Origin of the sequence: Duganella aceris (genome assembly GCF_011090165.1) — a bacterium.
GTDB lineage: Bacteria > Pseudomonadota > Gammaproteobacteria > Burkholderiales > Burkholderiaceae_D > Rugamonas > Rugamonas aceris.
Genome location: NZ_JAADJT010000019.1, coordinates 20,545 through 43,848, shown reverse-complemented (window position 1 = coordinate 43,848; position 23,304 = coordinate 20,545). Strand labels below are relative to the sequence as shown.

Genomic DNA, 23,304 nt, shown 5'->3' with positions numbered 1-23,304 from the left:
ACGGTTCGACTTAGAACTTGTAGTTGTACGACAGGCCCACCAACGACAGATGGGTCTGGTACACGCCACGGGTGGTTTCGCCGTTGCCGGTGCAGGTGGTCGACAGCGGATTGCACTGGTTGGTGTAGTTGAGCTTGGCGTCCTTGAAGTCCAGGTAGCTGTACGCGAAGTCGATCGACGAACGCGGGCTCAGCTTCCAGTTGGCGCCGACCGAGTACTGCATGCGGTCGCTGTCCGGCAGCGCCGGGTGGGTCAGCTCCGGGCCTTGCACCGGCGATTCGTCATGCGCGATACCGGCGCGCAGCGTCAGGTCCTGGTTATATTTATAGTTGCCGCCCAGCGAAACGCGCACGGTGTTCTTCCATTGCTGGCGGATCACTTCGGCGCCCTCGCCGGTGCCCGGGAACTGGATGTCCAGGTTGCCCATGCGGTTGTTGCGGGTAAAGGTCACGTCCGCCATGCCGGCCCATTTCGAATCGAACTGGTGGAACACGTTGGCCGACACGGTTTCCGGCGTGCGCAGGGTCACCAGCGCGGCCGAGTTGACCTTGTGCGACGCGGCGGCCAGCACCTGGTTGACGACCGGATCGGTGGTCACCTGCGAGAAGTCCCACACGGTGCTGCCGCGCAGCTGGTGCGAGATCGACGAGCGGTAGGCCAGGCCGAAACGGGTGTTTTCGTCCAGCGTGTACAGGTAGCCCAGGTTGAAGCCCCAGCCCCAGTCCTTGGCGTCGTTCGAGCCGTGGGCGTCCTGCGCGGAACGCAGCAGCGCAGGATTGCCGCCCAGCGCGGTGATCTGGCGGATCAGCAGCGCGCCCTGGGCGGCGCCGGCGCCGCTCGACAGCGCTGCGATCGAACCCGGCACGTCCACCGCCTGGCCCAGCTCGGCTTTCATGAATTCGGCGTCGATACCGAAGCCGAAGGCGTGGTGCTCATTCAGCTTGAACGACACCGACGGGTTCAGCGTGATCGATTCCAGCTTGACGTTGGTCAGCGCGTAGCGGCCGCTCCAGGTGTTGCCATAGTCCAGCTTGGTGCCGTAGGGGACGTACAGGCCCAGGCCGGCGGCCCACTGATCGTTGATCTTCTTGCTGATGTACAGCGACGGCGCGGTCACCGAATTCGGCGCGTAGTCCTTGGCCGGGGTGCCGTTGGTCGGCGCGCCGGTGAAGTGGGTCGAACCGGTGTCGTTGTAGGTCGAGTGCGGCACGACCACGGTGGCGCCGGCGGTGATCTGCGTGCCATCCAGGCGCGACAGGCCGGCCGGGTTGTAAAAGATGGTCGAAGCGTCGGCGGCTTCGGCGCCGTTGGCGTCGGCCGTGCCTTGACCCGACAGGCTTTGCGAGCCGAAACGGTAGCCGGACGCGTTGGCGCCGACGGAGGTGGCGGCCAGGGCGGCGGCGATGACCAGGGTGAGGTATTTAGGTTGCATTGTGATGGGTCTCTTTATATGTTCTATCGGCCCGCAGCATGCCAAACTGTTAAGAGTTGGTTTTGGTGCAGGAAGGCCAGCAGCATACTACATTTATGAAACATATAAAATAGAGCGCCCGTACTAAAAAAGGGCCCGAAGGCCCTTTTTGCATAGCTAAAACAATGACTTAGTGCTATCAGTGCGGGTCCAGCGCGACGCTCACCGGCACCGCCGGCTTGCCGCCCTTGCCGGTCAGCTTGAACACCAGCTTCATGATCTGGCGGAAGATCCAGCGCACGAAGATGATGGTCAACACCGCTTCGACCAAGGTGACCACCAGGGCCGGCGCGGCCGACCAGCGCAGCGCGCGGCGCTGGAACTTGGCGACCATGCGGTCCTTGCTGATCTCGATGCTGTCGTAGAAGGTCGGCACCATCAGCAGCGTCAGCAGGGTCGAGGTGATCGTGCCGCCGATGATGGCGATCGCCATCGGACGATAGAACTCGCCGCCCTCGCCCAGGCCCAATGCGACCGGGAACATGCCGGCGATCAGCGCCAGCGTGGTCATCAGGATCGGACGCAGCCGCATGCGGCCGGCGTACATCAGCGAGTCTTCGCGACCGTAGCCCTCTTCCTCGCGCTTGCGCGCCGCGTCCAGCAGCAGGATGGCGTTCTTCGCCACCAGGCCCATCAGCATGATCACGCCGATCAGGCTCATCAGGTTGATGGTGCTGCCGGTCAGCAGCAGGCCCAGCACCACGCCGATCAGCGACAGCGGCAAGGACAGCATCACCGCGATCGGCGCCGTGAAGGAACCGAACTGCATCACCAGGATCAGGTACATCAGGCCGACGCCGGCGAACAGCGCGATCACCATGGCGCCGAACACTTCGTTCATGTCCTTGCCGGCGCCGCCCAGGTTCAGGCCGTAGCCCGGCGGGAAGTCGATGTCCTTGACCAGTTTCATCGCGTCGCTGGTCACTTCGCCCGGCGAACGGCCCTCGACGTTGGCGGTGACCGTGATCACGCGCTTGCCGTCCTTGTGCTTGATGGTGGACGGGCCCTTGCCCATCGTCACGCGAGCGATCTGGTCGAGCGGCACCATCTGATTGGTGCCGGTGACGGCGATCGGCAGGCGCTCGATGTTTTCCGAGCTGGTGCGGTCTTCCGGCGCCAGGCGCACCGCGACGTCGCGCGATTCGCCGGTCGGGTCGACCCAGTCGCCCACTTCGATGCCGGCGAAGGCCACGCGCAACGCTTGCGCCGCGTCGCCGGCGGCGATGCCCATCGAGTTGGCCAGGCCACGGTTGAGTTCGATCTGCAGCTCGTCCTTCGGATCCATCTCGGACAGGCCGACGTCGACCGCGCCCGGGATCTTGCGCAGACGTTCCATGTAAGCGTTGGTGATCTCCATCAGCTTGCGCGAATCGACGCCGGTGAATTCGATCTGCACCGGCTTGCGGGCGCCGTTGCTCAGGTCGTCCAGCACGGTGTACTCGGCGCCGACCAGGCCGGCCAGCTTCTGCCGCAATTCCTTTGCCACCTCGATCACGCCGCGCTTGCGTTCGGTCTTCTTGCCGATGTCGACATAGATGCGGCCGCCGCTGAGGTTGACGTAGCTGTTGGTTTCCTTGGTTTCCTTGATCGAACGGGCGATCACGGCGGCCTTCTCCAGTTTCAGGCGCGAGTATTCCAGGCTGCTCGACGACGGCGTGCGCACGTCGATGGCGATGGTGCCCCAGTCGGACGACGGCACGAAGCTGGCGCCGCCGAATTTGGCTTGCAGGCCCAGCGCCGCCGCCAGCGTGACCACCGCGATCACCACCATCGAACGGCGGTGATGCAGCGCCCATTCGATGACGTTGCCGTAGCGGTCGGCCTGATGGTCGAACCAGTCGTTGAAGCGTTGCAGCACTTTCTCGAAGCCCTTGCGCGGCGCGGTGTGGTGATCCGGCGGATCGCCCCAGAACGCCGACAGCATCGGATCGAGCGTAAACGAAATCACCAGCGACACCGCCACCGAGCAGGTCACGGTCAGCGCGAACGGACGGAACCATTCGCCGGTGATGCCCGGCATGAAGGCCACCGGAATGAACACGGCCATGATCGAGAAGGTGGTCGCGGCCACCGCCATGCCGATCTCGGCGGTGCCCTTCATCGCGGCGGTGCGGCGGTCGGCGCCCATCTGCATGTGGCGCACGATGTTTTCCCGCACCACGATGGCGTCATCGATCAGCACGCCGATCGCCAGCGACAGGCCCAGCAGGGTCATGAAGTTCAGCGTGAAGCCGCACAGCCAGACGCCGATGAAGGCGGCCAGCACCGAGGTCGGCAGCGACAGCGCGGTGATCAGCGTCGAGCGCCACGAGTTGAGGAAGGCGTACACCACGAAGATGGTCAGGCCGGCACCGAAGATCAGCGATTCGATCACGTTGTTCAGGCTGCTCTGGGCGTTTTCGCCGTCATCTTCCGTCACTTCCAGCGTGGTGCCGGACGGCAGGTCCTTGCGCATCTCTTCGACCAGGGTGCGGATTTTCTTGGCCACGGTCACGGTCGAGGCGTCGCGCGAGCGGGTCACGGAGATACCGACGTTCGGTTTGCCGGAGCGCACGCTCAGGCTGTTGATTTCGGCGAAGCCGTCTTCAATCGTCGCCACCTGGGCCAGGCGCACCAGCTCGTTGCCGTTGCGCTTGACCACCACCTGCTGGAATTCTTCCGGACGCTCGATGCGGCCGACCAGGCGGATGCTCTTCTCGTCCAGCTCACCACGCACCTTGCCGACCGGCGCGTTGGTGTTCTGGTTGCGCAGCGCGTTGACCACGTCGCCGACGGAGACATTGTATTCACGCAGCTTCTCGGCCTTCAACAGCACGCTCAGCTCGCGCTTCAGCGAACCGTCGATGTTGACCGAGGCCACGCCGTCGACACCGCGCAGGCGGTCGGCCAGCTTGTCCTCGGCCAGGCGCGAAATCACCGCGTGGCTCTGGGTGTTGGACGACAGCGCCAGCTGCATCACCGGCTGCGCCGACGGATCGATACGCTGCAGGATCGGCTCGCGCATCTCGGTCGGCAGCTTGTAGCGCACCGCCGCGATGGCGTTGCGGATCTCGTCCGAGGCCTCGATCAGGTTCTTGGTGAAGGTGAACTTGATGAAGATGCTGGCCGAGCTTTCCGACGCGGTGCTGTTGACTTCGGTCACGCCGGTGATCGACTGCAGCGATTTTTCCAGGCGGTTGACGATTTCGCGCTCCACCGTTTCCGGCGACGCGCCCGGATACGGAATATTGACCACGATGAAGGGCACTTCGACGTCCGGGTTTTGATTGACGCGCAATTTGCTCAGCGCCATCAGGCCCAGCACCATCATCGCGACGATCAGCACGATCGTCGCGATCGGCCGCTTGATACTAAAATCCGATAAGAACATGGCGGGTTATCCTTTTTATTTACCAGTGGCGGCCGGCGACGTGGCCGAGGCCACCGCTTTCGGCGCGCTGAGTTCGACCTTCTGGCCATCCTTGAAGCCGGCGCCCGGCACGCGCACCACCATGTCGCCGGTGGTCAGGCCGCTCAGCACCTGCCAGCGGCCGCTGCGCTCGTCGCGGGTGCCGATGGTCAGCGGCACCTTGGCCAGCTGGCCGCCCTTGACGCGCCAGACGTAGCTCGAATCGCCGGCCTGCACCAGCGACGACGGCGGGATCATCAGGGTCGACGTCACCTGCGACTCGACCCGGCCCTCGGCGTACAGGCCGGCCACGCGCGGCTGCGCCGGCTCGGCGAACTCGACCAGCACCTCGACCTGGCGGGTGACGGCGTTGGCGGCCGGATCGACGCGCTTGACCTTGCCGCTGAAATTCTGGCCCGGATAGCCGTTGACGCGGAACAGCACCGGCTGGCCGACCTTGACCACGCCGATCTTGTCGGCCGAGACCAGGCCCTCGAAGCGCATGCTGGACGGATCGATCACCTTGATCAGCTCCTTGCCCACCTGCGCGGTGTCGCCGCTGGAGACCTTGCGCTCGCTGACGATGCCGTCGAACGGCGCGCGCACCACGGTGCGGGTCAGCTGCTGGCGCGCCGCGACCGAACGCGAACGGGCCGCCGCCAGATCGCTCTGGGCGTTGTTGCGGCGCATTTCGGCGTCTTCCTGGGCCTGGGTCGAGACCATGCCGGAGGCCAGCAGGGTCTTCTGGCGCTCGAACATGCGGGTGGTCTGGGCCAGGGTCTGTTCGGCGGCGCGGGTGGCTTCGTCGGCGGAATTGACGCTGTCGCGGATCGAGGTCTCGTCCAGGCGCAGCAGCACGTCGCCCTTCTTGACCGGTTCGCCGTTTTCCTTGAGTACCTGAAGTACGATGGCGCCCACCTCGGCGCGCAGATCGGCGCGGCGCTCGGGCTGGATCGAGCCGGTGATCACCGGACCGGACGCCAGCGCGTTCGATTCGACGGTGACGGTATCCTCGGGCGACATCTGCAAGGTCACCAGCGGCTCTTTTTTCTCGTCCTTCTTGCCGGCGTCGGCGGTGGCGGAAGCGCTGGCGCCGGCCTTTTCAGGCTCCTTGGCTGATTTGCCGCATGCCACCAGGGCTGAGGCAATGGCGAGAGCTAGCAGGGATTTGCGCAACATAAAATTCTCCGGGAAAGTGGCACACTGGTGCTTATTAAAATTTTAGCCAGACTACAGGGCACGGAGTATCCCCGAGCCGCCCGCTGAGGTCAATTACCGTGCGACGGACTGCGGAATTTGTGGCTGAAACGCCAAATACGAGGATAAACGGTAAAGCGCGGGAGGGCTAGCGGACAGCGGCGGACAGGACCGGACGGTCCCGTCGGACAGGAGGGACGGCGGCGCTCAGCCTCGGCCGAAGACGGCGTGGATCACATGGGCGATGGCGATGCCGGTACACAGGCCGCCGGCGATCTCGACCAGCGTATGGCCCATGCGCTCGCGTAGCCAACTGTGTCCGGGCGTGTCCTTGGCGACCCGGTTGATCGCGGCCGCCTGCTTGCCGACATGCTGGCGCAGGCTGTTGGCGTCGATGACGACGATGAAGCACAGCGTCACCGCCACGCCGAAAGCCGGATGGCCGATGCCCTCGCGCAGGGCGATCAGGGTCGCCATGCTCGACACCACGGCGCTGTGGTTGCTCGGAAACCCGCCGTTGCCAACCAGGTTGAACGCCCATTTGCGCGCCTTGACGCTATTAATCAGGAATTTGATCGGCCCGACGGTGATCCAGGTGATCAGCGGCGTGACGAGGTAAGCGATGTCCATCTGTGGTCCTTTGCATGTTTATGGCGCAATTATCGCAGATGGCAATAGAGCGACGGAAGCAAGTAATATAAAATTCAACCCATCCGTTAAATTTCAAAAAAGACAACCATGCAGCATTTCCGCATCTCCTTCGGCGTCACCATCGTCCTCATGATCCTCTCCGGCTGGTGGGGCTACAGCCACGGCGGCGCCAGCGGCCTGGCGCACGCGCTGTGGATCACCGCCGTGCTCGGCGTGATGGAAGTCTCGCTATCGTTCGACAACGCGGTGGTCAACGCCTCGGTGCTGCGGCACTGGAACGAGTTCTGGCGCAAGCTGTTCCTGACGGTCGGGATCCTGGTCGCCGTGTTCGGCATGCGGCTGGTGTTCCCGCTGCTGATCGTCTCGGTGGCGACCGGGCTCGGCCTGCTGGACGTCTGGACCATGGCCACCACCACCCCCGAGATCTATGCCAAGCACCTGACCGACGCCCACGCCGAGGTGGCCGCGTTCGGCGGCGCCTTCCTGCTAATGGTGTTCCTCAACTTCCTGTTCGACGACGGCAAGGAACTGCACTGGCTGGGCTGGATCGAGAAAAAAGCTAACCAGCACGGCACCGAAAGCCTGACCGTGCTGCTGACGCTGGGGGCGGTGTTCGGCTGCGTCGCGCTGGTGGGGGCCGACGAGCAATACAAGGTGCTGACGGCGGGGGTGGTCGGCGTCATCGTGTACCTGGCGGTCGGCTGGATCAGTTCGCTGCTGGAGGAAGACCCGCCGGAGGACGACGACGACATCACCGAGGCCGGCGTGGGCCAGATCGCGGCCACGCTGACCAAGGGCAGCTTCGGCGGCTTCCTGTACCTGGAGGTGCTGGACGCCTCGTTCAGCTTCGACGGCGTGATCGGCGCGTTCGCCATCACCACCGACGTGGTGGTCATCATGCTGGGGCTGGCGATCGGCGCCATGTTCGTGCGCTCGCTGACGGTGTTCCTGGTGCACAAGGGCACGCTGGAGGAATACGTCTACCTGGAGCACGGCGCCCACTACGCGATCGGCATTTTGGCCATCATCATGCTGGGCAGCGTCAAATACCACGTGCCGGAATGGTTCACCGGCTTGTCCGGGGTGGCGTTCATCGGCTTGTCGCTGTGGTCGTCGCTGCGTCACAAACGCAAACACGCCACGTGATAAGATTCAAAACATTGCATAACCCAGACCATCCATGACCTCGACCAAACGCGTACTGTTGTACTTCATCGGCCTGCTGGCCGCCGCCCTGCTGCTGTTCGCCGGCTACACCTGGGCGATGCTGCACATTTCCTATTCGGACGGCGAACGGGCCGGCTACCTGCAAAAATTCTCCAGCCGGGGCTGGATCTGCAAGACCTGGGAAGGCGAAATCCTGCTGACCTCGATGCCGGGCGCGATTCCGGAGAAATTCGAATTCAGCGTGCGCGAAGAAGCCATCGCCCAGGCGCTGACGGCGGCCACCGGCAAGCGCGTGATCCTGACCTACGCCCAGCACAAGGGCGTGCCGAGCCAATGCTTCGGCGAGACCGAGTACTACGTCACCAAGGTGCAAGTGCAACCGTAATGTAAAGACCAGCGGCGCGCGGCGCAAATTCCGGTAGACTTCGCTTTTTGCCGGGAATCATCATGCAACGCACTCTGATCGCCGCGCTCGCGCTGGCCGCGTCCGCCTCCCTATCGGCCCAGGAAGTGGCGGTGCAGGCCGGCGGGCTGCGGGTCCACGAGCAGAAGGAAAGCAGCTTCAGCGCCGGCTATTCCTACACCCATCCGGTCAACGAGCACCTCGCCCTGAGCCTGGCCTATCTGAACGAAGGCCACCCGTCCGAGCACCACCGCGACGGCGTCGCCGGCGAAGCCTGGCTGCGCAGCCGCCCCAACCGGCCCGGCTGGTCGTTCGGCGCCGGGGTGGGCGCCTACTACTACTTCGACACCACCGACCTGCATCAGGGCGCGTACACCAACGACCACGGCTGGGCGCCGATCTGGAGCCTGCAGGCGACCTACCACTACGCCGACAGCCGCTGGTACAACCAGCTGCAGATGAACCGCATCTCGCCGCGCGGCAAGGACTCGACCACGTCGGTGATGGCGGCGGTGGGTTATCAATTCAACGGCGTCAAGGGCGACAAGCTGCATCTGGACGGACCGTCGAGCGACGACACGCTGAGTTTGTTCGCCGGCCAGGGGATCACCAACAGCCTGAGTTCGGAGCGGGCGCGGGTGACGGCGCTGGAATACCGGCGCGCGATCGGACGCTATGTGGACTGGACGGTGACGGCGATCGACGAAGGCAAGCGGGTGCGCGGTCAGCGCAACGGCGCCGCCACGCAGTTGTGGCTGATCCGTTCGCTGAATCCGAAGGTCGAGTTGGGCATGGGCGCCGGACCGTACTTCAACGTCAAGGTGCCGGAAGGCGAAGGGCAGCGTTCGCACAAGGCGGGGCTGGTGAGCATCGCCAGCCGCTACCACCTGGCCAGGCGCATCGTCGCCGAACTGTCGTGGAGCCGCGTTGTGACCGACTACCACCGCGACGCCGACCTGCTGCTGCTCGGCGCCGGCTACAGCTTCTAAAACTCCGGGGTCAGAGCTAAAAACTGGACACGGGCCGTACCGTAGCGGCCGCTACGGTAGAGCCCGTGTCCAGTTTTTAGCTCTGACCCCGGAGTATCAGCGCGAACGCCAGACGGCTTTGCCGGCTTCGCTCGGCTGCGCCTGGCGCGCGGCTTCCTTGCGGGCGCGGGCGGCGTCCAGCGTGGCCACCACCGCGCCCTCTTCCGCCACCACTTTCGCTTCCACCGCCGCCAGCACCTTCTGCGCGGCGCCGTAGCGGCGGGTTTCCAGTTCCAGCAATTTCTGCTTGGCCGCCGTCATCGCGGCCGTGGTCTCGGCGACCTTGCGCTGCATCGCGGCGTGCTCCTTGGCCGTTTCCAGCAACGCCACCTGCGCGGCCGCCTTGTCGGCGATCGCCTGCGTGGCCGCTTGTTCTTCCTCGGCGCGCTGCGCCATCGCGTCGGCTTCGGCTTGCGCTGCGTCGGCGCGTTGGCGGGCGCTGGCGGCGATGGCTTGTTCCGCTTCCAGACGGCCGGCGATCGCTTTCGAGGCGCGCACTTCCGAGGCCGTCGTCAGACGCTGCTGCGTCAGCTTCTGGTCGATCAGCGCCAGCGATTGACGCTCGGTTTCGGCGAATTCGCGTTCGGCGATCAACAGCGCTTGCGCCGTCGCCACTTTTTCCTGCTCGACGCGGGCGCGCTCGGCGTGCACTTCGCCCAGCTCGACCGCCAGCCGCGCCTGCGCGGCCAAGGCTTGCGCGGCGATGGCTTTCTGTTCGGCTTCCAGCGACACCTGCTCGGCCATCACGCGCGCCGCTTCGGCTTCGTCGTTGGCGGCGGCCGCCAGGCGGCGCTCGGCTTCTTCCTGTTGACGGTAGGCGGCGGTCTGCGCGCGCTCGGCGGCGATGCGCTGCTGCGCGGCGTCGCTGGCGCGCTGTTCGGCTTCCAGCTGTTCCTTCAACGCGGTGATCGCTTGCTGCTCGGCGGCGGCACGCGCCTGCTCGGCGTGCAGCAGCGCTTCGGCCTGCGCGACTTTTTGCTCGGCCAGCAGATTGGCGGCGTTCTGCGCGTCGACCTGCTGCGCCAGCGTGGCGATTTCCTGTTGCTCGGCGGCGTTTTGGCTCGCGGCCAGCTCGGCGGCCGCGCGCGACAAGGCGGTGCGTTCGGCGGCCAGGTCGGCGGCGCGCTGCTGCTCCAGGCTGTCGGCGCGGGCCGCTTCGGCGGCGGCTTCATCGGCGGTCTGGCGCAGCTTGGCTTGCTCCAGCGCGTGGGTCTCGGCTTCGACTTTGGCGTGGGTCTTCAGTTCGGCTTCCTGCTCGGCCTGCACGCGGGCCAATGCGACGGCACGCAGCTGGCTGTCGACTTCGATCCGGGCTTCGGTCGCGGCCAGGATGCTGGCGTCGGCGTCGCGGCGCGCCTGGGCGCTGGCGGCGGCCACCATCTCCAGCCGTTCGCGGTGGATCGCGGCGTCGCGGATTTCTTTTTCGGTTTGCAGCCGCAGATGCAGCGATTGCGCGGCGCTGCGCTCGGATTCGGCCTTGGCCAGCGCGATCTGTTCGCGCTCCTGCTCCAGGTGCGCCAGCGCGCGCGCCTCTTCCAGCGCGCGCACTTCGGCGGCGGCGCGGTTGAAGGCCGATTCCAGCGCGATCTGGTCGGCACGCTCGCGCTGCACGGTCAGGTCCAGCGCTTCGGCTTCCGCTTCGACCAGCATCTTGGCGGTCTGCCGCGCGCCGTAGGCCTGGCGCTCGCGTTCGCGCGCCAGCGTGGCGACGCGGGCGTCGGCCGAGGCGATGCCGACCACTTCTTCCTTGGCGGCCTGCACGGCGGCGACGCGTTCGACCGCTTGCAGACGGGCTTGTTCGGTTTGCTTGGCCAGGTCTTCGGCGGCGCGCGCGGCTTGTTCGGCCAGCTCGGATTCGGCGGCGATCTGTTCGTGGGCGCGCTGGCGGCTGGCGCTTTCGGCCTTGGCGCGCAGCTCGGCGGCGAGGCGGATCTTGGTGTCGGCTTCGACCCGGGCGCGCAGCTCGGCGGTTTCCTGTTTGACCGCGTCCAGCCGGGCGACGCTGGCCTGGGCGGCGGCGCGCAGCGATTCGAGGCGCTCGCGGTTGGCGGCGATGGCTTCCTCCGATGCTTGCGCATTCTGCTGCGCGGCGGCGGCGGCGGCGGCGTCGATCGCGGCGCGGTCTTCGGCCAGCGCGCGGGCGCGGGCTTCGGCGTGGGCGCGGTTCTCGGCGGCGCAGGCGGCCTTGGCGTCGGCTTCGACGCGGGCGATCGCTTCCTGGATCGCCTTCATTTCCATCGCGGCGCGCGGGGTGTGGGTGGGTTCGTCAGGGTCATGCAGCGACACCATGGGGAGCAAAGTGACGTTGTCGCTGTCTTGATGGGCCAGTTGTGCTTGCATGAGAGTTCTCGCTAGACGATGTGCCCCGGCACCAACCGGGACTTCTGAGTTCTCATTATCAAGCAGCGGCCAGGCAAGCCGAACCGCAAGAAGAGCGGGAAAGACCCGCTATTTCTTAGATTGGCAGCGGCGGCTCGTCCATCAGGGCGACCTGCTCGCGCAGCTCCAAAATGCGGTCTTGCCAGTAACGTTGTGTATTAAACCACGGGAACGCCGCCGGGAAGGCCGGATCGTCCCAGCGCCGCGCCAGCCAGGCCGAGTAGTGGATCAGCCGCAAAGTGCGCAGCGCTTCGACCAGATGCAGCTGGCGCGGGTTGAATTCGCAGAAATCCTCGTAGCCGGCCAGGATGTCGCACATCTGCCGCACCTGGTCGGCGCGGTCGCCGGACAGCATCATCCACAGATCCTGGATCGCCGGGCCCATGCGGCTGTCGTCGAAGTCGACGAAGTGCGGGCCGGCGTCGGTCCACAGCACGTTGCCGCCGTGGCAATCGCCATGCAGCCGCAGTTGCGGCAACTCGCCGGCGCGGTCGTAGCTGCGCCGCACGCCGTCCAGCGCCTGCTGCGAGATGCTGGCGTAGGCTTCCTGCAAGTCGGCCGGGATGAACTGGTTCGCCTGCAGATATTCGCAAGGCTCGGTGCCGAAGGTGGCGATGTCCAGCGCCGGACGGTGCTGATACGGCTTGACCGCCCCCACCGCGTGGATGCGCGCGATGAAGCGCCCGGTCCACTCCAGCACCGACGGATCGCTGAGCTCGGGCGCGCGGCCGCCGTGGCGGGTGAACACGGCGAAACGGAAGCCGTTGAACTGATGCAGCGTGGCGCCGCCCAGCGCCAGCGCCGGCACCACCGGGATTTCGCGCGCCGCCAGTTCCTCGGTGAAGACGTGCTCTTCCAAAATAGCCGCGTCGCTCCAGCGTCCCGGACGGTAGAACTTGACCACCAGCGGCTGCTCGTCCTCGATGCCGACCTGATACACGCGGTTTTCATAGCTGTTCAGCGCCAGCAGCCGGCCGTCGCCGCGCAGGCCGATGCTGTCGAGCGCGTCCAGCACGCACTCCGGATTCAGCGCGGAATACGGGTGCGGCGTGGCTTCCTGCGCCGCGCCGTCGGGGCCGCCGTGCTGGTCGGCCATCGCCGCGGCAAGCGCCATGGCGCGCGCGTCTTCTTCTTCGTCGTCGAAATGATCTTGGTTCATCCCCGCATTGTACGGGGCGCGGCGTGTATACTGTCGCCTTCAATCCAATAAAAAGAGCACGCCATGCAACTCGATCAGCCACTGAGCGAAAAAGAATTCGACGAATTAGACGCCTTCCTGTTATCCGACCGCAGCCCCGAGGATGCGATGACGATGGACATGCTGCACGGTTACCTGACCGCCATCGCCATCGGCCCGGAGCCGATCATGCCGGCCGAATGGCTGAAGGGCGTGTGGGGCAAGGAAGCCACCGACGTGCCGAAATTCAAGCACGAGAAGGAAGAAGAACGCATCCTGCAACTGATCATGCGCTTCATGAACGAGGTGCTGGTGACCTTCGAAGTCGCGCCGAAGGAGTTCGAGCCGCTGTTCGTCGAGCACGAGCACGAAGGCCAGACCCTGATCGACGCCGAAGCCTGGTGCTGGGGCTTCTGGGAAGGCATGGAGCTGCGTCCGGGTTCGTGGGACGAGATCTGGGACTCGGAAGTCGGCGAACTGATGAAGCCGATCTACCTGCTGGGCGCCGACGAAATCGAAGAAGCGGAACTGGCGCTGGTCGAAGATCCGGTCAAGGCGCACAAGCTGGGCCAGGAACTGGAAGCCAATCTGCCCGCGATCTACAAGTTCTGGGTGCCGCGCCGCAAGCCGGCCGTCACCACGCTGGTGCGCGAAGAGCCGAAGGTCGGCCGCAACGACGACTGCCCTTGCGGCAGCGGCAAGAAGTACAAGAAGTGCCACGGCGCGGATTCGGCGGAGTAAGCCGATGACGATGCGGCGCGCGGCGCTTTCCCTGCTGCTGGCGGCCACGGCGCTGTCCACCGCCGCGCAGACGGAAGTCGTCGTCGACCGCACCACGCCCACCGACCAGGCCGGCAACGCCTCGCTGTTGCAGGGACTGGATCGCGACTTGTGGAGCGCCGGCGTGTTCGAACACGGCGCCGGCGCCCTCTCCTACCGTTTGTTGCCGCCGCCCGACGCGCAGCCCGGCCAGCGCTATCCGCTGGTGATCGTGCTGCACGGCTCGGACGCGGTGGGCAACGACAACCGCAGTCAGCTCGGCCGTCTGGCGCTGTCGTGGAGCGCGCCGGCGGTCCGCGCCCGCTTCCCGGCCTATGTGCTGGCGCCGCAGTTCCCGGAGCGCAGCGCCAACTATCACCCGTCCGCCGACGACGGCCTGCTGGCCGCCGAACCCGGCCCCAATATCCCGACGCTGACCGCGCTCATCGCTCAGCTGGGCAAGCAATATCCGATCGCCGCCGACCGCGTCTACGTCACCGGTTTTTCGATGGGCGCCTCGGCCGCCGTCCAGGCGCTGTTGCAGCAGCCGGGCATGTTCGCCGCCGCCGTGGCCTTTTCCGGCATCGCGCCGGAACGCGGCACCGCCGCGCGGCTGGCCGCCACGCCGCTGCTGATCGTGCACGGCAACGCCGACAGCGAAAACCCCATCGAACCGGACCGCGCCATGGTCGCCGCCTTGCAGCGCCAGCCCGGCGCCAAAGTGCGCTTCCTGGAATATCAGGGCCTGGAACATCAGGTGCCGCCCGACATGCTGCTGTCCGCCGCCTGGCGCGACTGGCTGTTCGCCCAGCGCAGCCACTGAATGAGAGAGGGACTCGGCTCCCTTTCTAAAGTAGAATTTAGGCATCATTAACTGGATGCCTATGTTTAAACTGCCGACCACCGCCACCGCACCTTTCTGCCCCTCCGAAGTCGCCGGCACCGTCAGCGTTCCCGTCGGCGATCCGTTCTGGAAAAAAGTGCTGCGCTTCGCCGGTCCCGGCCTGCTGATCTCGGTCGGCTACATGGACCCGGGCAACTGGGCCACCGCGATCCAGGGCGGCTCGCAGTTCGGCTATCAGCTGCTGTTCGTGGTGGTGCTGTCGAGCCTGGCGGCCATCGTGCTGCAGTGCCTGAGCATGCGCATGGGCATCGTCACCGGCAAGGATCTGGCGGTGCATTGCCGCGAGCAGTATCCGCCGGCGGTCAGCAAGACGCTGTGGGGCTTCGCCGAAATCTCCATCATCGCCTGCGACCTGGCCGAGGTGCTGGGCTGCGCGCTGGCGTTCAAGTTGCTGATGGGCGTCTCGCTGCCGGTCGGCGTGGCGCTGACGGCGCTCGATACGCTGATCGTGCTGGGCCTGAAGGGCAAGGGCTTCCGCCAGATCGAGGCGATCGTGCTGGGGCTGGTGCTGACGGTGGCGATCTGCCTGTTCACCGAGCTGCTGTTCATCAAGCCGGACTGGAACGCGGTGCTGGCCGGCATGGCGCCGTCGCTGTCGGCGATCTCGTCGCGCGAGCCGCTGTACCTGGCGATCGGCATCCTCGGCGCGACGGTGATGCCGCACAATCTTTACCTGCACTCGTCGGTGGTGCAGACGCGGGTGGTGTCGCAGAATGAACGCAGCAAGCGCGAGGCGATCGGCCTGTCGCGCATCGACACCGTGGTCTCGCTGCTGCTGGCGCTGCTGATCAACGGTTCGATCCTGGTGCTGGCCGCCGCCGCCTTCCACCAACCCGGCAACGACCGCGTGCTCGACATCGACGACGCCTATCTGCTGCTGGAGCCGGTGGCCGGCACCGCGCTGGCCGCCATCCTGTTCGGGCTGGCGCTGCTGGCGTCCGGGCAAAGCTCGACCTTCACCGGCACCATCGCCGGCCAGGTCATCATGGACGGCTTCCTCAAATTGAAGATCCCGTGCTGGCAGCGGCGCGTCATCACGCGCGGCCTGGCGCTGATTCCGGCGATGATCGGCGTGCTGACTCTGGGCGAGCATTCGGTGGGCAAGCTGCTGGTGCTGAGCCAGGTGGTGCTGAGCCTGCAACTGCCGTTCGCCATGTATCCGCTGATCAGCCTGACGTCGCAGCGCCGCATCATGGGCAACCTAGTCAACGCCTGGTGGACCACGGCCTTGTCGTGGTTCCTGTTCGCGGTGATCTCATCGGCCAATATCTGGCTGGTGTGGCAAGCGTTCTCGTCGTAGCCGATGCGCGCGACTTCCGCCGCCGCCGCCGTCACGCCGCCGGCCGGCCCCTCCGCGTCGCTGACGGCCAATATCGGCGCCGGATTGCTGTCGTCGGTGGTGATGCTGTGCTACGCGCTCAGCTATGCCGCGCTGATCTTCAGCGGCGCCCTCGCACCGCACCTGCATTCCGGCGTGCTGGTGGCGCTGGTGAGTTGCGTGGTGGTCGCGCCCGTCATCGCGCTGTGCAGCTCGATCAAATTTTCCATCGGCGGACCCGACGGCAACTCGGCCGCGATCCTGGCCGGGATGGCGGCCGGCATCGCCGCCGACATGGCGCTGTCCGCCGGCGCCGGCCACGATCTGTTGGCCACGCTGCTGGCCGCGCTGGCGTTGAGCTCGGTCGCCACCGGCGTGCTGCTGTATTTGCTGGGCGCGTCGAAAGGCAGCGCGCTGATCCAGTTCCTGCCGTTCCCGGTGATCGGCGGCTATCTGGCCGGCACCGGCTACCTGTTGCTGTCCGGCGCGTTCCGCGTGCTGACCGGGCACGGCCTGCACTGGTCCAGCCTGGGGGTGCTGCTGGAGCTGCAATGGCTGGCGTGGCTGCCGGCGGTGGTGGTCTGCGCCGCGCTGCTGATCGGCGCGCGCAAGCTGAAGCGGTTCACCTTGGTGGTGCCGGTCGGCATCGGCGCCGGGTTGCTGGTGTTCTTCGCCGGGATGCGGCTGAGCGGCATGACGCTCGACCAGGCCCATCACCTCGGCCTGCTGTTCGAGCGCGTGACGGTGTCGTCGCTGCAACTGCCGCTGACGCTGCCAAGCGAGCAGATCGACTGGCGCCTGATCGTCTCGCACCTGCCCGAGTTTCTCGCGGTGGCGGCGGTGTCGGCGCTGACCATCCTGCTCAATTCCGCCGGCGCCGGGCTGGCCTGCCGCCTGGATCCCAACCTGAACCAGGAAATGCGCGCGGCGGGCCTGGCCAATGTGCTGAGCGGGCTGGCCGGCGGCATGATCGGCTATCAAGCGCTGAGCCGCACGATGCTCAACCGCCGCGCCGGCGCCACCGGACGCAGCAGCGGCATCGCGGCGGCGGCCGGCTGCCTGGTCGTGGTGATCGTGTTTCCCGGGCTGATCGGCTGGATGCCGAAGTCAGTGCTGGTCGGCTTGCAGCTGTACATCGGTATCGGCTTGCTGGAGGAATGGCTGGTCAAGTCGTATCGCAAGCTCGGCCGCGCCGAATACCTGCTGATTCCGCTGATCGTGGTGGTGATCGCGGCGTATGGCGTGGTGTCGGGCATCGCGCTGGGCATCGTCGCCGCCTGCGTGCTGTTCGTGGTCAAGTATGGGCGGATCAGCGTGATCCGCAATCAGTTCGACGGCCGCAGCCGCAGCTCCAACGTCGAGCGCTCGATCGACGACACCGCGCTGCTGCGCGAGCACGGCGGGCTGGTGGTTGGCGCCAGCCTGCACGGCTTCTTGTTCTTCGCCACCGCCAACTCGATCCTGCGCCACCTGCGCGCGCGGTTGGAGACGGCCGACGCGCCGCGCTACGTCGTGCTGGATTTCCGCCACATCCACGGCCTGGACGCGTCGACCTCGAACAGCTTCCTGAAGTTGCGGCAGATCTGCGACGGCGCCGGCGTCCGGCTGGTGCTCACCGCCCTGTGCGCCGACGCGCGCAAGCTGCTGACGCGGGCCGGATTGTTCAGCGAAACGGTGATGGAGTTCGACAGCCTGGATGCCGGGCTGGAGTGGGTCGAAGACCGCTTGCTCGCGCGCTTCAGGCCGGCGGAGGCGGCGCGGCAATCGGGACTGGCGGCGGCGCTGCGGGCGCACTTCAGCGACGACGCCCTCGCGCGCTTGCAGGCCCAGCTGGAGCCGCGTCTGCTGGCGGCCGGCGAACTGCTGTTCGCCCGCGACGACGCCGGCGACGCGGTCTACCTCATCGAGCAAGGCCGGGTGACGGTATCGCTGCCGATGCCGGACCGGCGCGCCTTGCGGCTGCGTTCCTTCGGCGCCGGCACCATCGTCGGCGAGATGGCGCTGTACACGCAAAACCCGCGCAGCGCCGACGTCCGCGCCGACGTACCGACGCTGGTGCAGCGTCTGTCGCTACAAGCGCTACACCGGATGGAAGCCGAAGACGGCGACACCGCCCAACAATTCCACCGCTTCGTGGTGAACGTCCTGGCCTCGCGCCTCACCGTCGCCAACGAAGCCGTCCGCGCCGCTTACTAACCGGGGGTCTACTAACCGGGGGTCAAGTCTGACATTCGTACACGAGCTCTGCCGTAGCGGTCGCTACGGCAGAGCTCGTGTACGAATGTCAGACTTGACCCCGGTGTTTATAAACGCCGCGACGTCATCGAGGGTCGGCGCCAGCCAGCGCATCGGGGCGGCGATGCTGGCGACCAGCGTGGTGTGGCTTACCTTGTCGTAGTAGATTTCCTGCACCGGGACGTTGTGCGCGCGCAGCGCGGCGGCGAGGTGGCCGGTGTTGCGCGCCGGGTCGACCAGCTTGTCGCTGCGCGCGGCGATCAGCAGCGCCGGCGGCGCGCCGGCCGTCACGTGATGAATCGGCTGCGATTCGCGCGGCGTATCGGGGAAGTGGAACACCGGCTTGGTGGTCGGATTCTCGATCGGCAGGAAATCATACGGTCCAGCCAGGCCGATCCAGCCGCGCAGCTCGGACGGCGCCATGCCCTGCGCCGCCAGCCAGCGCGGATCGAGCGCGATCATCGCGGCGTTGTAGGCGCCGGAGCTGTGGCCCATCACGTACAGCCGCTTCGGATCGCCGCCATGCCGCCCGGCCTCGCGCTTGGCCCACGCCACCGCCTGCGCCACGTCCTTCAGGAAATCGGGATAGCTGACCTCCGGATACAGCCGGTAGTCGGCCACCACCGTCACGATGCCGCGCGACGCCAGCGCCCGCCCGACAAAGGCGTAGTCGCGGCGATCGCCGTCGACCCAGTTGCCGCCGTAGAAGAACACCACCACCGGCGCCGCGCCGCGCGCGTCCTTCGGCCGGTACACGTCCAGCTTGCGGCGCGCGCCGTCGCCATAGGCGATATCGGCCGTCACCTCGGACGCGCCGCCCGGCGACAGGGCGTTCAACGCGGTCAGCGGCGAACAAGCGGCCAGCCCGCCGAGCAACACCAGCGCGGCGACCGCGATCCCTACGACTTTGAAGGCGCTCATGGCTTACTCGACAGTCAATTCAGGCGGGACGTTATACACAAAGGCCTTGTTGTCGAACATGATCTTCCAGGTCCTCGCCTCCAGCGGCGCTGCGTATTGCGTGCCTTTGGCGGTGACCGTCAGCGGGCCAGGCTGCGCGCCCACCACCGCCGCCGTGCCGTAGGTCCAGCGCGCGTGCTCGCAGCGCAGCGGCTCGTGTTCGGACAAGGCTTCGCCAGCGGCGACCTCTTCCGACGGCGCATCCTCCGGCAAACTCTCGTAATGCGCCACCTGCTTGATCCACGACGCGTGGTCGATGTTCGCCTGCAGGCAATCGCCGGCCTCGGCGTCGGCCGACGCCTTGAAGCTGGCCAGCAGCGCGATATTGTCGCCATGCGGCGCCAGCATGACGTTGCTGACCTCGACCCGCTCCTGCTTCGGATCGACGCCGCTCTGCACCTTCACCACCCAGGCCCAGCCGCTTTCCGACAAGGCCTCGAAGCGTACCCGCTCCGGCGTCACCGGCACCGCGCTGCCGTAGCGGTGCGGATCGCTGATCTCGACCAGGCCGTCGCCGCCCTTGCCGTCCGAACGGATCTGGAACACGCCGAAGAAGTTGCGCCCGCTCGCGCCCAGCGAACTGCCGCTGGTGACGAAGTACAACTCGTCGCTGGCGCCCACCGCCTCGATGCGCGCCTGCTGCACCACCCGCACCAGGAAGGGCTCGTTGGACTCGTCCACATACACCCAGCCTTTTTTCTCGGCCGAATACTTGCCGTAATTGCGCGTCATTGATTCGTCGATGGACGCCGCCTCGTCGATCTTGACCAGCGGCGGCTCCTTGCTGGCCTTGACGGCGATCGCCACCACCAGCGCGATCGCCAGCACGCCCAGCGTCGCCAGGATGTACAGCACCATGCGCCCCCAGCGGCGACGCTTCTTCGGCGGTGGAGCATCGGCGGGCACGGCGGGTTCTAGAATCTCGGTCATATTTTTTCCAGCAAATCAATGTTATAAAGTTGATATGGCTGAATATAATGCCTAATAGAAAACAATGGCGCGCGCCTGGGACGAAAAAAAACAGGCTCGCGAGGAGCCTGTTTTCCGGAGGGTTCGAGCTTTACAGCTTGATGAAGTGTTCGCGGTAGTACTTCAGCTCTTCGATCGACTCGACGATGTCGGCCAGCGCGGTGTGCATCTGGTGCTTCTTGAAGCCGGCGACCATCTCCGGCTTCCAGCGCTTGCCCAGTTCCTTCAGCGTCGACACGTCGATGTTGCGATAATGGAAAAACGCCTCCAGCTTCGGCATGTAGCGCACCATGAAGCGGCGATCCTGGCCGATGGTGTTGCCGCACATCGGCGCCTTGCCCTTCGGCACCCACAGCTTCATGAACTTGATCAGCTCTTCCTCGGCGAACGCCTCGGTCACGGTCGACGCCTTGACGCGATCGATCAGGCCGGAACGGCCGTGCGTGCCCTTGTTCCAGTTGTCCATCTTGTCCAGCGTCTCGTCGGACTGATGGATGGCGAACACCGGGCCTTCGGCCAGCACGTTCAGGTGCATGTCGGTGACGACCACGGCCACTTCGATGATGCGGTCGGTGTCCGGTTCCAGGCCGGTCATTTCCATATCGACCCAGACCAGGTTGAATTCATTCTGGCGCGGTACGACGGCGGCCGGTGCGGAACCTTCTGGCAAATCATTAGCTTGTGACATAATTCTCTCTTGGCCGTCTTTGGCCATCCTGTTTATCCGAATCCGCCATTTTCTCACAGGCATAGAATGTATTCACTCGCGTTTTCGATTTTGTTTGTATCTTTCATCGTTTTGACGCTGATCGTCCGCTTCTGGCTCGCCTCGCGCCAGATCCGCCATGTGCTGACCCACCGCGCCGCCGTGCCGGCCGAATTCGCCGAGAAAATCCCCCTCGCCGCCCACCAGAAGGCGGCCGACTACACCATCGCCCGCACCAAGTTCGGCCTGCTGACGCTGCTGGTCGACACCGCCGTGCTGGTCGGCTTCACGCTGCTGGGCGGCCTGCAATGGCTGTCGATCCAGCTGTTCAACCTGACCGGCCCGGGCATGGGCTACCAGTTGGCGCTGCTGGCCGGCTACGCGCTGATCTCCGGCGCCATCGCCTTGCCGTTCGACTATTACAAGCAGTTTGGCCTGGAGCAGCGTTTCGGTTTCAACAAGATGAGCAAGGGTCTGTTCTTCGCCGACATGGTCAAGGGCACACTGCTGGGCGCGGCCATCGGCCTGCCGCTGGTGTGGGTGATGCTGACGCTGATGGAAAAATCCGGCAACCTGTGGTGGCTGTACGCCTGGCTGGTGTGGAGCGGCTTCCAGCTGCTGATGATGGTGCTGTACCCGACCGTCATCGCGCCGCTGTTCAACAAGTTCTCGCCGCTGGAGGACCAATCGCTGAAATCCCGCATCGAAGGCCTGATGACCCGCGTCGGCTTCGCCTCCAAGGGCCTGTTCGTGATGGACGGCTCCAAGCGCAGCGCGCACGGCAACGCCTACTTCTCGGGCTTCGGCGCCAACAAGCGCATCGTGTTCTTCGACACCCTGCTGTCGCGCCTGCAACCGCAGGAAATCGAGGCGGTGCTGGCGCACGAGCTGGGCCACTTCAAGCTCAAGCACATCGTCAAGCGCATCGTCATGATGTTCGCGCTGTCGCTGGCCTTCCTGGCGCTGCTGGGCTACCTGAAGAACCAGCTGTGGTTCTACACCGGCCTCGGCGTCGATCCGCTGGTGCTGCCGGGCCAGACCAACGACGCCATGGTGCTGCTGCTGTTCATGCTGGCGCTGCCGGTGTTCACCTTCCTGTTCGGCCCGCTGACCTCGATCAGCTCGCGCAAGCACGAGTTCGAAGCCGACGCTTTCGCCGCCCAGCACACCGACGCCCGCGACCTGGTGTCGGCGCTGGTCAAGATGTACGAGGACAACGCCTCGACGCTGACGCCGGACCCGCTGCACTCGGCCTTCTACGACTCGCACCCGCCGGCCAGCGTGCGCATCCGTCACCTGCACATGGCGGCCGCATCATGATCGCCAGCGCCGCCGACCTGCTGGCCAGCCGCTGCCGTCCCACCAAGGACGCGCTGGACGCCGCCGAAGCAGAGCGCCTGCTGGCCCTGCTGGCCGGCGGCGGCTGGGCGATCGACGACAACAAACTGGTCCGAACCTTCGGCTTTACCAACTATTACCGCACCATGGCCTTCGTCAACGCGCTGGCCTTCCTCAGCCACGCCGAAGACCACCACCCAGAAATGACCGTGACCTATAAAAACTGCATCGTCCGCTACGATACCCATAGCGCCAACGGCCTCTCGCTCAACGACTTCATCTGCGCCGCCAAGGCCGACGCGCTGTTCGACTCGGCGGCGGTGAAGGCATGAGCAAGCAAGCCAGCCAGCAACTGCAGGCGACCATCATCGCCGCCCACGGCCGCCACTATCTGGCCGACGCCGACGGCACCAAGCTGCAATGCGTCACGCGCGGCAAGAAGACCAACGTCGCAGTGGGCGACATCGTGCACGTCACGCTGACCTCGCCCGACCAGGGCGTGATCGACAAGATCGCCGAGCGCAAGACCCTGCTGTACCGCTCCGACCAGTACAAGTCCAAGCTGCTGGCCGCCAACCTGACCCAGCTGTTCATCGTGGTCGCGACCGAGCCCGGCTTCGCCGACGACCTGGTGTCGCGCTCGCTGGTGGCGGCCGAGGCGGCTGGCATCAAGGCCCACCTGATCCTGAACAAGACCGACGTCACCGAATCGCTGGCGCGCACCCGCGAACGCCTGCAACCCTACGCCTCGCTCGGCTATCCGGTGCACGAGGTGTCGGCCAAGGGCAAGCCGGAGGAAACCATGGCCATCCTCAAGCCGCTGCTGGCCGGCCAGTCGTCGATCCTGATCGGCCAGTCCGGCATGGGCAAATCCTCGCTGATCAACCTGCTGGTGCCGGACGCCGACATCGCCGTGCGCGAAATCTCCGCCGCGCTCGACACCGGCAAGCACACCACCACCTTCACGCGGCTGTACCAGTTGCCGGAGCTGGGCCCCGATTCGTCGATCATCGACTCGCCCGGCTTCCAGGAATTCGGCCTGTACCATCTGAGCGAAGGCATGCTGGAACGCGCCTTCGTCGATTTCGAGCCCTATCTCGGCAAGTGCAAGTATTACAACTGCCGCCATCTGATCGAGCCGCAATGCGCCATCCTGGAGGCGGTGGCGGAAGGCAAGATCACCAAGATGCGTCATACGCTGTATGGCCAACTGCTGCACGAGTCGTCGCAAACCCTGTACTAAAAAAACAATTA

At 65.7% G+C, this 23,304-nt stretch carries 19 protein-coding genes; 10 read left to right on the top strand and 9 right to left on the bottom strand.

Annotation, left to right across the window (positions count from 1 at the left end; genetic code table 11):
- Positions 1-10: 10 nt before the first annotated feature.
- From GW587_RS28930 to GW587_RS28915, 4 genes are all read right to left on the bottom strand, one after another.
- A complete protein-coding gene (locus tag GW587_RS28930; protein ID WP_166108371.1) occupies positions 11-1,432 on the bottom strand; it encodes an OmpP1/FadL family transporter in 1,422 nt (473 codons plus the stop codon).
- 178 nt (positions 1,433-1,610) lie between these two features.
- Positions 1,611-4,841, bottom strand: a complete 3,231-nt coding sequence (locus tag GW587_RS28925) for an efflux RND transporter permease subunit (RefSeq protein ID WP_166108370.1) — start codon at positions 4,839-4,841, stop codon at positions 1,611-1,613.
- A gap of 15 nt (positions 4,842-4,856) precedes the next feature.
- Positions 4,857-6,038, bottom strand: coding sequence for an efflux RND transporter periplasmic adaptor subunit (locus GW587_RS28920; protein WP_166108369.1), 1,182 nt, complete (start codon positions 6,036-6,038; stop codon positions 4,857-4,859).
- 225 nt (positions 6,039-6,263) lie between these two features.
- Positions 6,264-6,686, bottom strand: a complete 423-nt coding sequence (locus GW587_RS28915) for a divergent PAP2 family protein (RefSeq protein ID WP_166108368.1) — start codon at positions 6,684-6,686, stop codon at positions 6,264-6,266.
- A 108-nt stretch (positions 6,687-6,794) separates the two neighbouring features.
- Between GW587_RS28915 and GW587_RS28910 the strand changes: the two genes are divergently transcribed.
- The 3 genes from GW587_RS28910 to GW587_RS28900 all read left to right on the top strand — a co-directional run bounded on the left by GW587_RS28910 (position 6,795) and on the right by GW587_RS28900 (position 9,266).
- The gene (locus tag GW587_RS28910) at positions 6,795-7,853 is read left to right on the top strand and encodes a DUF475 domain-containing protein (protein WP_166108367.1); all 1,059 of its coding nucleotides are present in this window, start codon (positions 6,795-6,797) and stop codon (positions 7,851-7,853) included.
- Positions 7,854-7,887: 34 nt separating this feature from the next.
- Positions 7,888-8,259: a DUF8785 domain-containing protein gene (locus GW587_RS28905; RefSeq protein WP_166108366.1), complete on the top strand. Its 372-nt coding sequence runs from the start codon at positions 7,888-7,890 to the stop codon at positions 8,257-8,259.
- A gap of 62 nt (positions 8,260-8,321) precedes the next feature.
- On the top strand, positions 8,322-9,266 hold the full coding sequence (locus GW587_RS28900; RefSeq protein ID WP_166108365.1) for a hypothetical protein: 945 nt from the start codon (positions 8,322-8,324) through the stop codon (positions 9,264-9,266).
- A 96-nt stretch (positions 9,267-9,362) separates the two neighbouring features.
- Here the strand turns inward: GW587_RS28900 and GW587_RS28895 are convergent, their stop codons facing one another.
- Together GW587_RS28895 and GW587_RS28890 are read right to left on the bottom strand one after the other, a co-directional pair.
- The gene (locus tag GW587_RS28895) at positions 9,363-11,645 is read right to left on the bottom strand and encodes a coiled-coil domain-containing protein (protein ID WP_166108364.1); all 2,283 of its coding nucleotides are present in this window, start codon (positions 11,643-11,645) and stop codon (positions 9,363-9,365) included.
- Between the two features lie 115 nt (positions 11,646-11,760).
- The gene (locus GW587_RS28890; RefSeq protein WP_166108363.1) at positions 11,761-12,843 is read right to left on the bottom strand and encodes a serine/threonine protein kinase; all 1,083 of its coding nucleotides are present in this window, start codon (positions 12,841-12,843) and stop codon (positions 11,761-11,763) included.
- A gap of 63 nt (positions 12,844-12,906) precedes the next feature.
- Between GW587_RS28890 and GW587_RS28885 the strand changes: the two genes are divergently transcribed.
- From GW587_RS28885 to GW587_RS28870, 4 genes are all read left to right on the top strand, one after another.
- Positions 12,907-13,602 (top strand): UPF0149 family protein, encoded by a 696-nt coding sequence (locus GW587_RS28885; protein ID WP_166108362.1) that lies wholly within the window; start codon positions 12,907-12,909, stop codon positions 13,600-13,602.
- 4 nt (positions 13,603-13,606) lie between these two features.
- On the top strand, positions 13,607-14,443 hold the full coding sequence (locus tag GW587_RS28880; protein ID WP_166108361.1) for a carboxylesterase family protein: 837 nt from the start codon (positions 13,607-13,609) through the stop codon (positions 14,441-14,443).
- A gap of 61 nt (positions 14,444-14,504) precedes the next feature.
- Positions 14,505-15,824, top strand: a complete 1,320-nt coding sequence (locus tag GW587_RS28875; protein ID WP_166108360.1) for an Nramp family divalent metal transporter — start codon at positions 14,505-14,507, stop codon at positions 15,822-15,824.
- 3 nt (positions 15,825-15,827) lie between these two features.
- Positions 15,828-18,038 (top strand): SLC26A/SulP transporter family protein, encoded by a 2,211-nt coding sequence (locus GW587_RS28870; protein WP_166108359.1) that lies wholly within the window; start codon positions 15,828-15,830, stop codon positions 18,036-18,038.
- Between the two features lie 63 nt (positions 18,039-18,101).
- Here GW587_RS28870 and GW587_RS28865 read toward each other — a convergent pair whose 3' ends face one another.
- The 3 genes from GW587_RS28865 to orn all read right to left on the bottom strand — a co-directional run bounded on the left by GW587_RS28865 (position 18,102) and on the right by orn (position 20,694).
- Positions 18,102-18,998: an alpha/beta hydrolase gene (locus GW587_RS28865; protein ID WP_166108358.1), complete on the bottom strand. Its 897-nt coding sequence runs from the start codon at positions 18,996-18,998 to the stop codon at positions 18,102-18,104.
- Between the two features lie 3 nt (positions 18,999-19,001).
- Positions 19,002-19,967: a hypothetical protein gene (locus tag GW587_RS28860; protein ID WP_166108357.1), complete on the bottom strand. Its 966-nt coding sequence runs from the start codon at positions 19,965-19,967 to the stop codon at positions 19,002-19,004.
- A 130-nt stretch (positions 19,968-20,097) separates the two neighbouring features.
- On the bottom strand, positions 20,098-20,694 hold the full coding sequence (gene orn, locus GW587_RS28855) for an oligoribonuclease (protein WP_207393687.1): 597 nt from the start codon (positions 20,692-20,694) through the stop codon (positions 20,098-20,100).
- A gap of 66 nt (positions 20,695-20,760) precedes the next feature.
- Here orn and GW587_RS28850 point away from each other — a divergent pair, with 66 nt between their 5' ends.
- Genes GW587_RS28850 through rsgA form a run of 3 tightly spaced genes read left to right on the top strand, consistent with a single transcriptional unit; the run spans position 20,761 to position 23,293 of the window.
- Entirely contained in the window at positions 20,761-22,032 is a 1,272-nt protein-coding gene (locus tag GW587_RS28850) for a M48 family metallopeptidase (RefSeq protein ID WP_166108356.1), read from the top strand.
- Positions 22,029-22,382, top strand: coding sequence for a 4a-hydroxytetrahydrobiopterin dehydratase (locus GW587_RS28845; protein ID WP_166108355.1), 354 nt, complete (start codon positions 22,029-22,031; stop codon positions 22,380-22,382). Before GW587_RS28850 ends, GW587_RS28845 begins: the two co-directional genes overlap by 4 nt.
- Positions 22,379-23,293: a ribosome small subunit-dependent GTPase A gene (gene rsgA / locus GW587_RS28840; protein ID WP_166108354.1), complete on the top strand. Its 915-nt coding sequence runs from the start codon at positions 22,379-22,381 to the stop codon at positions 23,291-23,293. The genes GW587_RS28845 and rsgA overlap by 4 nt, the downstream gene beginning before the upstream one ends.
- Positions 23,294-23,304 lie beyond the last annotated feature (11 nt).

Bases quoted from the DNA above. Each gene is read 5' to 3' on its own strand.
- GW587_RS28930 (WP_166108371.1), bottom strand. From the start codon at position 1,432: ATGCAACCTAAATACCTCACCCTGGTCATCGCCGCCGCCCTGGCCGCC.
- GW587_RS28925 (WP_166108370.1), bottom strand. From the start codon at position 4,841: ATGTTCTTATCGGATTTTAGTATCAAGCGGCCGATCGCGACGATCGTG.
- GW587_RS28920 (WP_166108369.1), bottom strand. From the start codon at position 6,038: ATGTTGCGCAAATCCCTGCTAGCTCTCGCCATTGCCTCAGCCCTGGTG.
- GW587_RS28915 (WP_166108368.1), bottom strand. From the start codon at position 6,686: ATGGACATCGCTTACCTCGTCACGCCGCTGATCACCTGGATCACCGTC.
- GW587_RS28910 (WP_166108367.1), top strand. From the start codon at position 6,795: ATGCAGCATTTCCGCATCTCCTTCGGCGTCACCATCGTCCTCATGATC.
- GW587_RS28905 (WP_166108366.1), top strand. From the start codon at position 7,888: ATGACCTCGACCAAACGCGTACTGTTGTACTTCATCGGCCTGCTGGCC.
- GW587_RS28900 (WP_166108365.1), top strand. From the start codon at position 8,322: ATGCAACGCACTCTGATCGCCGCGCTCGCGCTGGCCGCGTCCGCCTCC.
- GW587_RS28895 (WP_166108364.1), bottom strand. From the start codon at position 11,645: ATGCAAGCACAACTGGCCCATCAAGACAGCGACAACGTCACTTTGCTC.
- GW587_RS28890 (WP_166108363.1), bottom strand. From the start codon at position 12,843: ATGAACCAAGATCATTTCGACGACGAAGAAGAAGACGCGCGCGCCATG.
- GW587_RS28885 (WP_166108362.1), top strand. From the start codon at position 12,907: ATGCAACTCGATCAGCCACTGAGCGAAAAAGAATTCGACGAATTAGAC.
- GW587_RS28880 (WP_166108361.1), top strand. From the start codon at position 13,607: ATGACGATGCGGCGCGCGGCGCTTTCCCTGCTGCTGGCGGCCACGGCG.
- GW587_RS28875 (WP_166108360.1), top strand. From the start codon at position 14,505: ATGTTTAAACTGCCGACCACCGCCACCGCACCTTTCTGCCCCTCCGAA.
- GW587_RS28870 (WP_166108359.1), top strand. From the start codon at position 15,828: ATGCGCGCGACTTCCGCCGCCGCCGCCGTCACGCCGCCGGCCGGCCCC.
- GW587_RS28865 (WP_166108358.1), bottom strand. From the start codon at position 18,998: ATGAGCGCCTTCAAAGTCGTAGGGATCGCGGTCGCCGCGCTGGTGTTG.
- GW587_RS28860 (WP_166108357.1), bottom strand. From the start codon at position 19,967: ATGACCGAGATTCTAGAACCCGCCGTGCCCGCCGATGCTCCACCGCCG.
- orn (WP_207393687.1), bottom strand. From the start codon at position 20,694: ATGTCACAAGCTAATGATTTGCCAGAAGGTTCCGCACCGGCCGCCGTC.
- GW587_RS28850 (WP_166108356.1), top strand. From the start codon at position 20,761: ATGTATTCACTCGCGTTTTCGATTTTGTTTGTATCTTTCATCGTTTTG.
- GW587_RS28845 (WP_166108355.1), top strand. From the start codon at position 22,029: ATGATCGCCAGCGCCGCCGACCTGCTGGCCAGCCGCTGCCGTCCCACC.
- rsgA (WP_166108354.1), top strand. From the start codon at position 22,379: ATGAGCAAGCAAGCCAGCCAGCAACTGCAGGCGACCATCATCGCCGCC.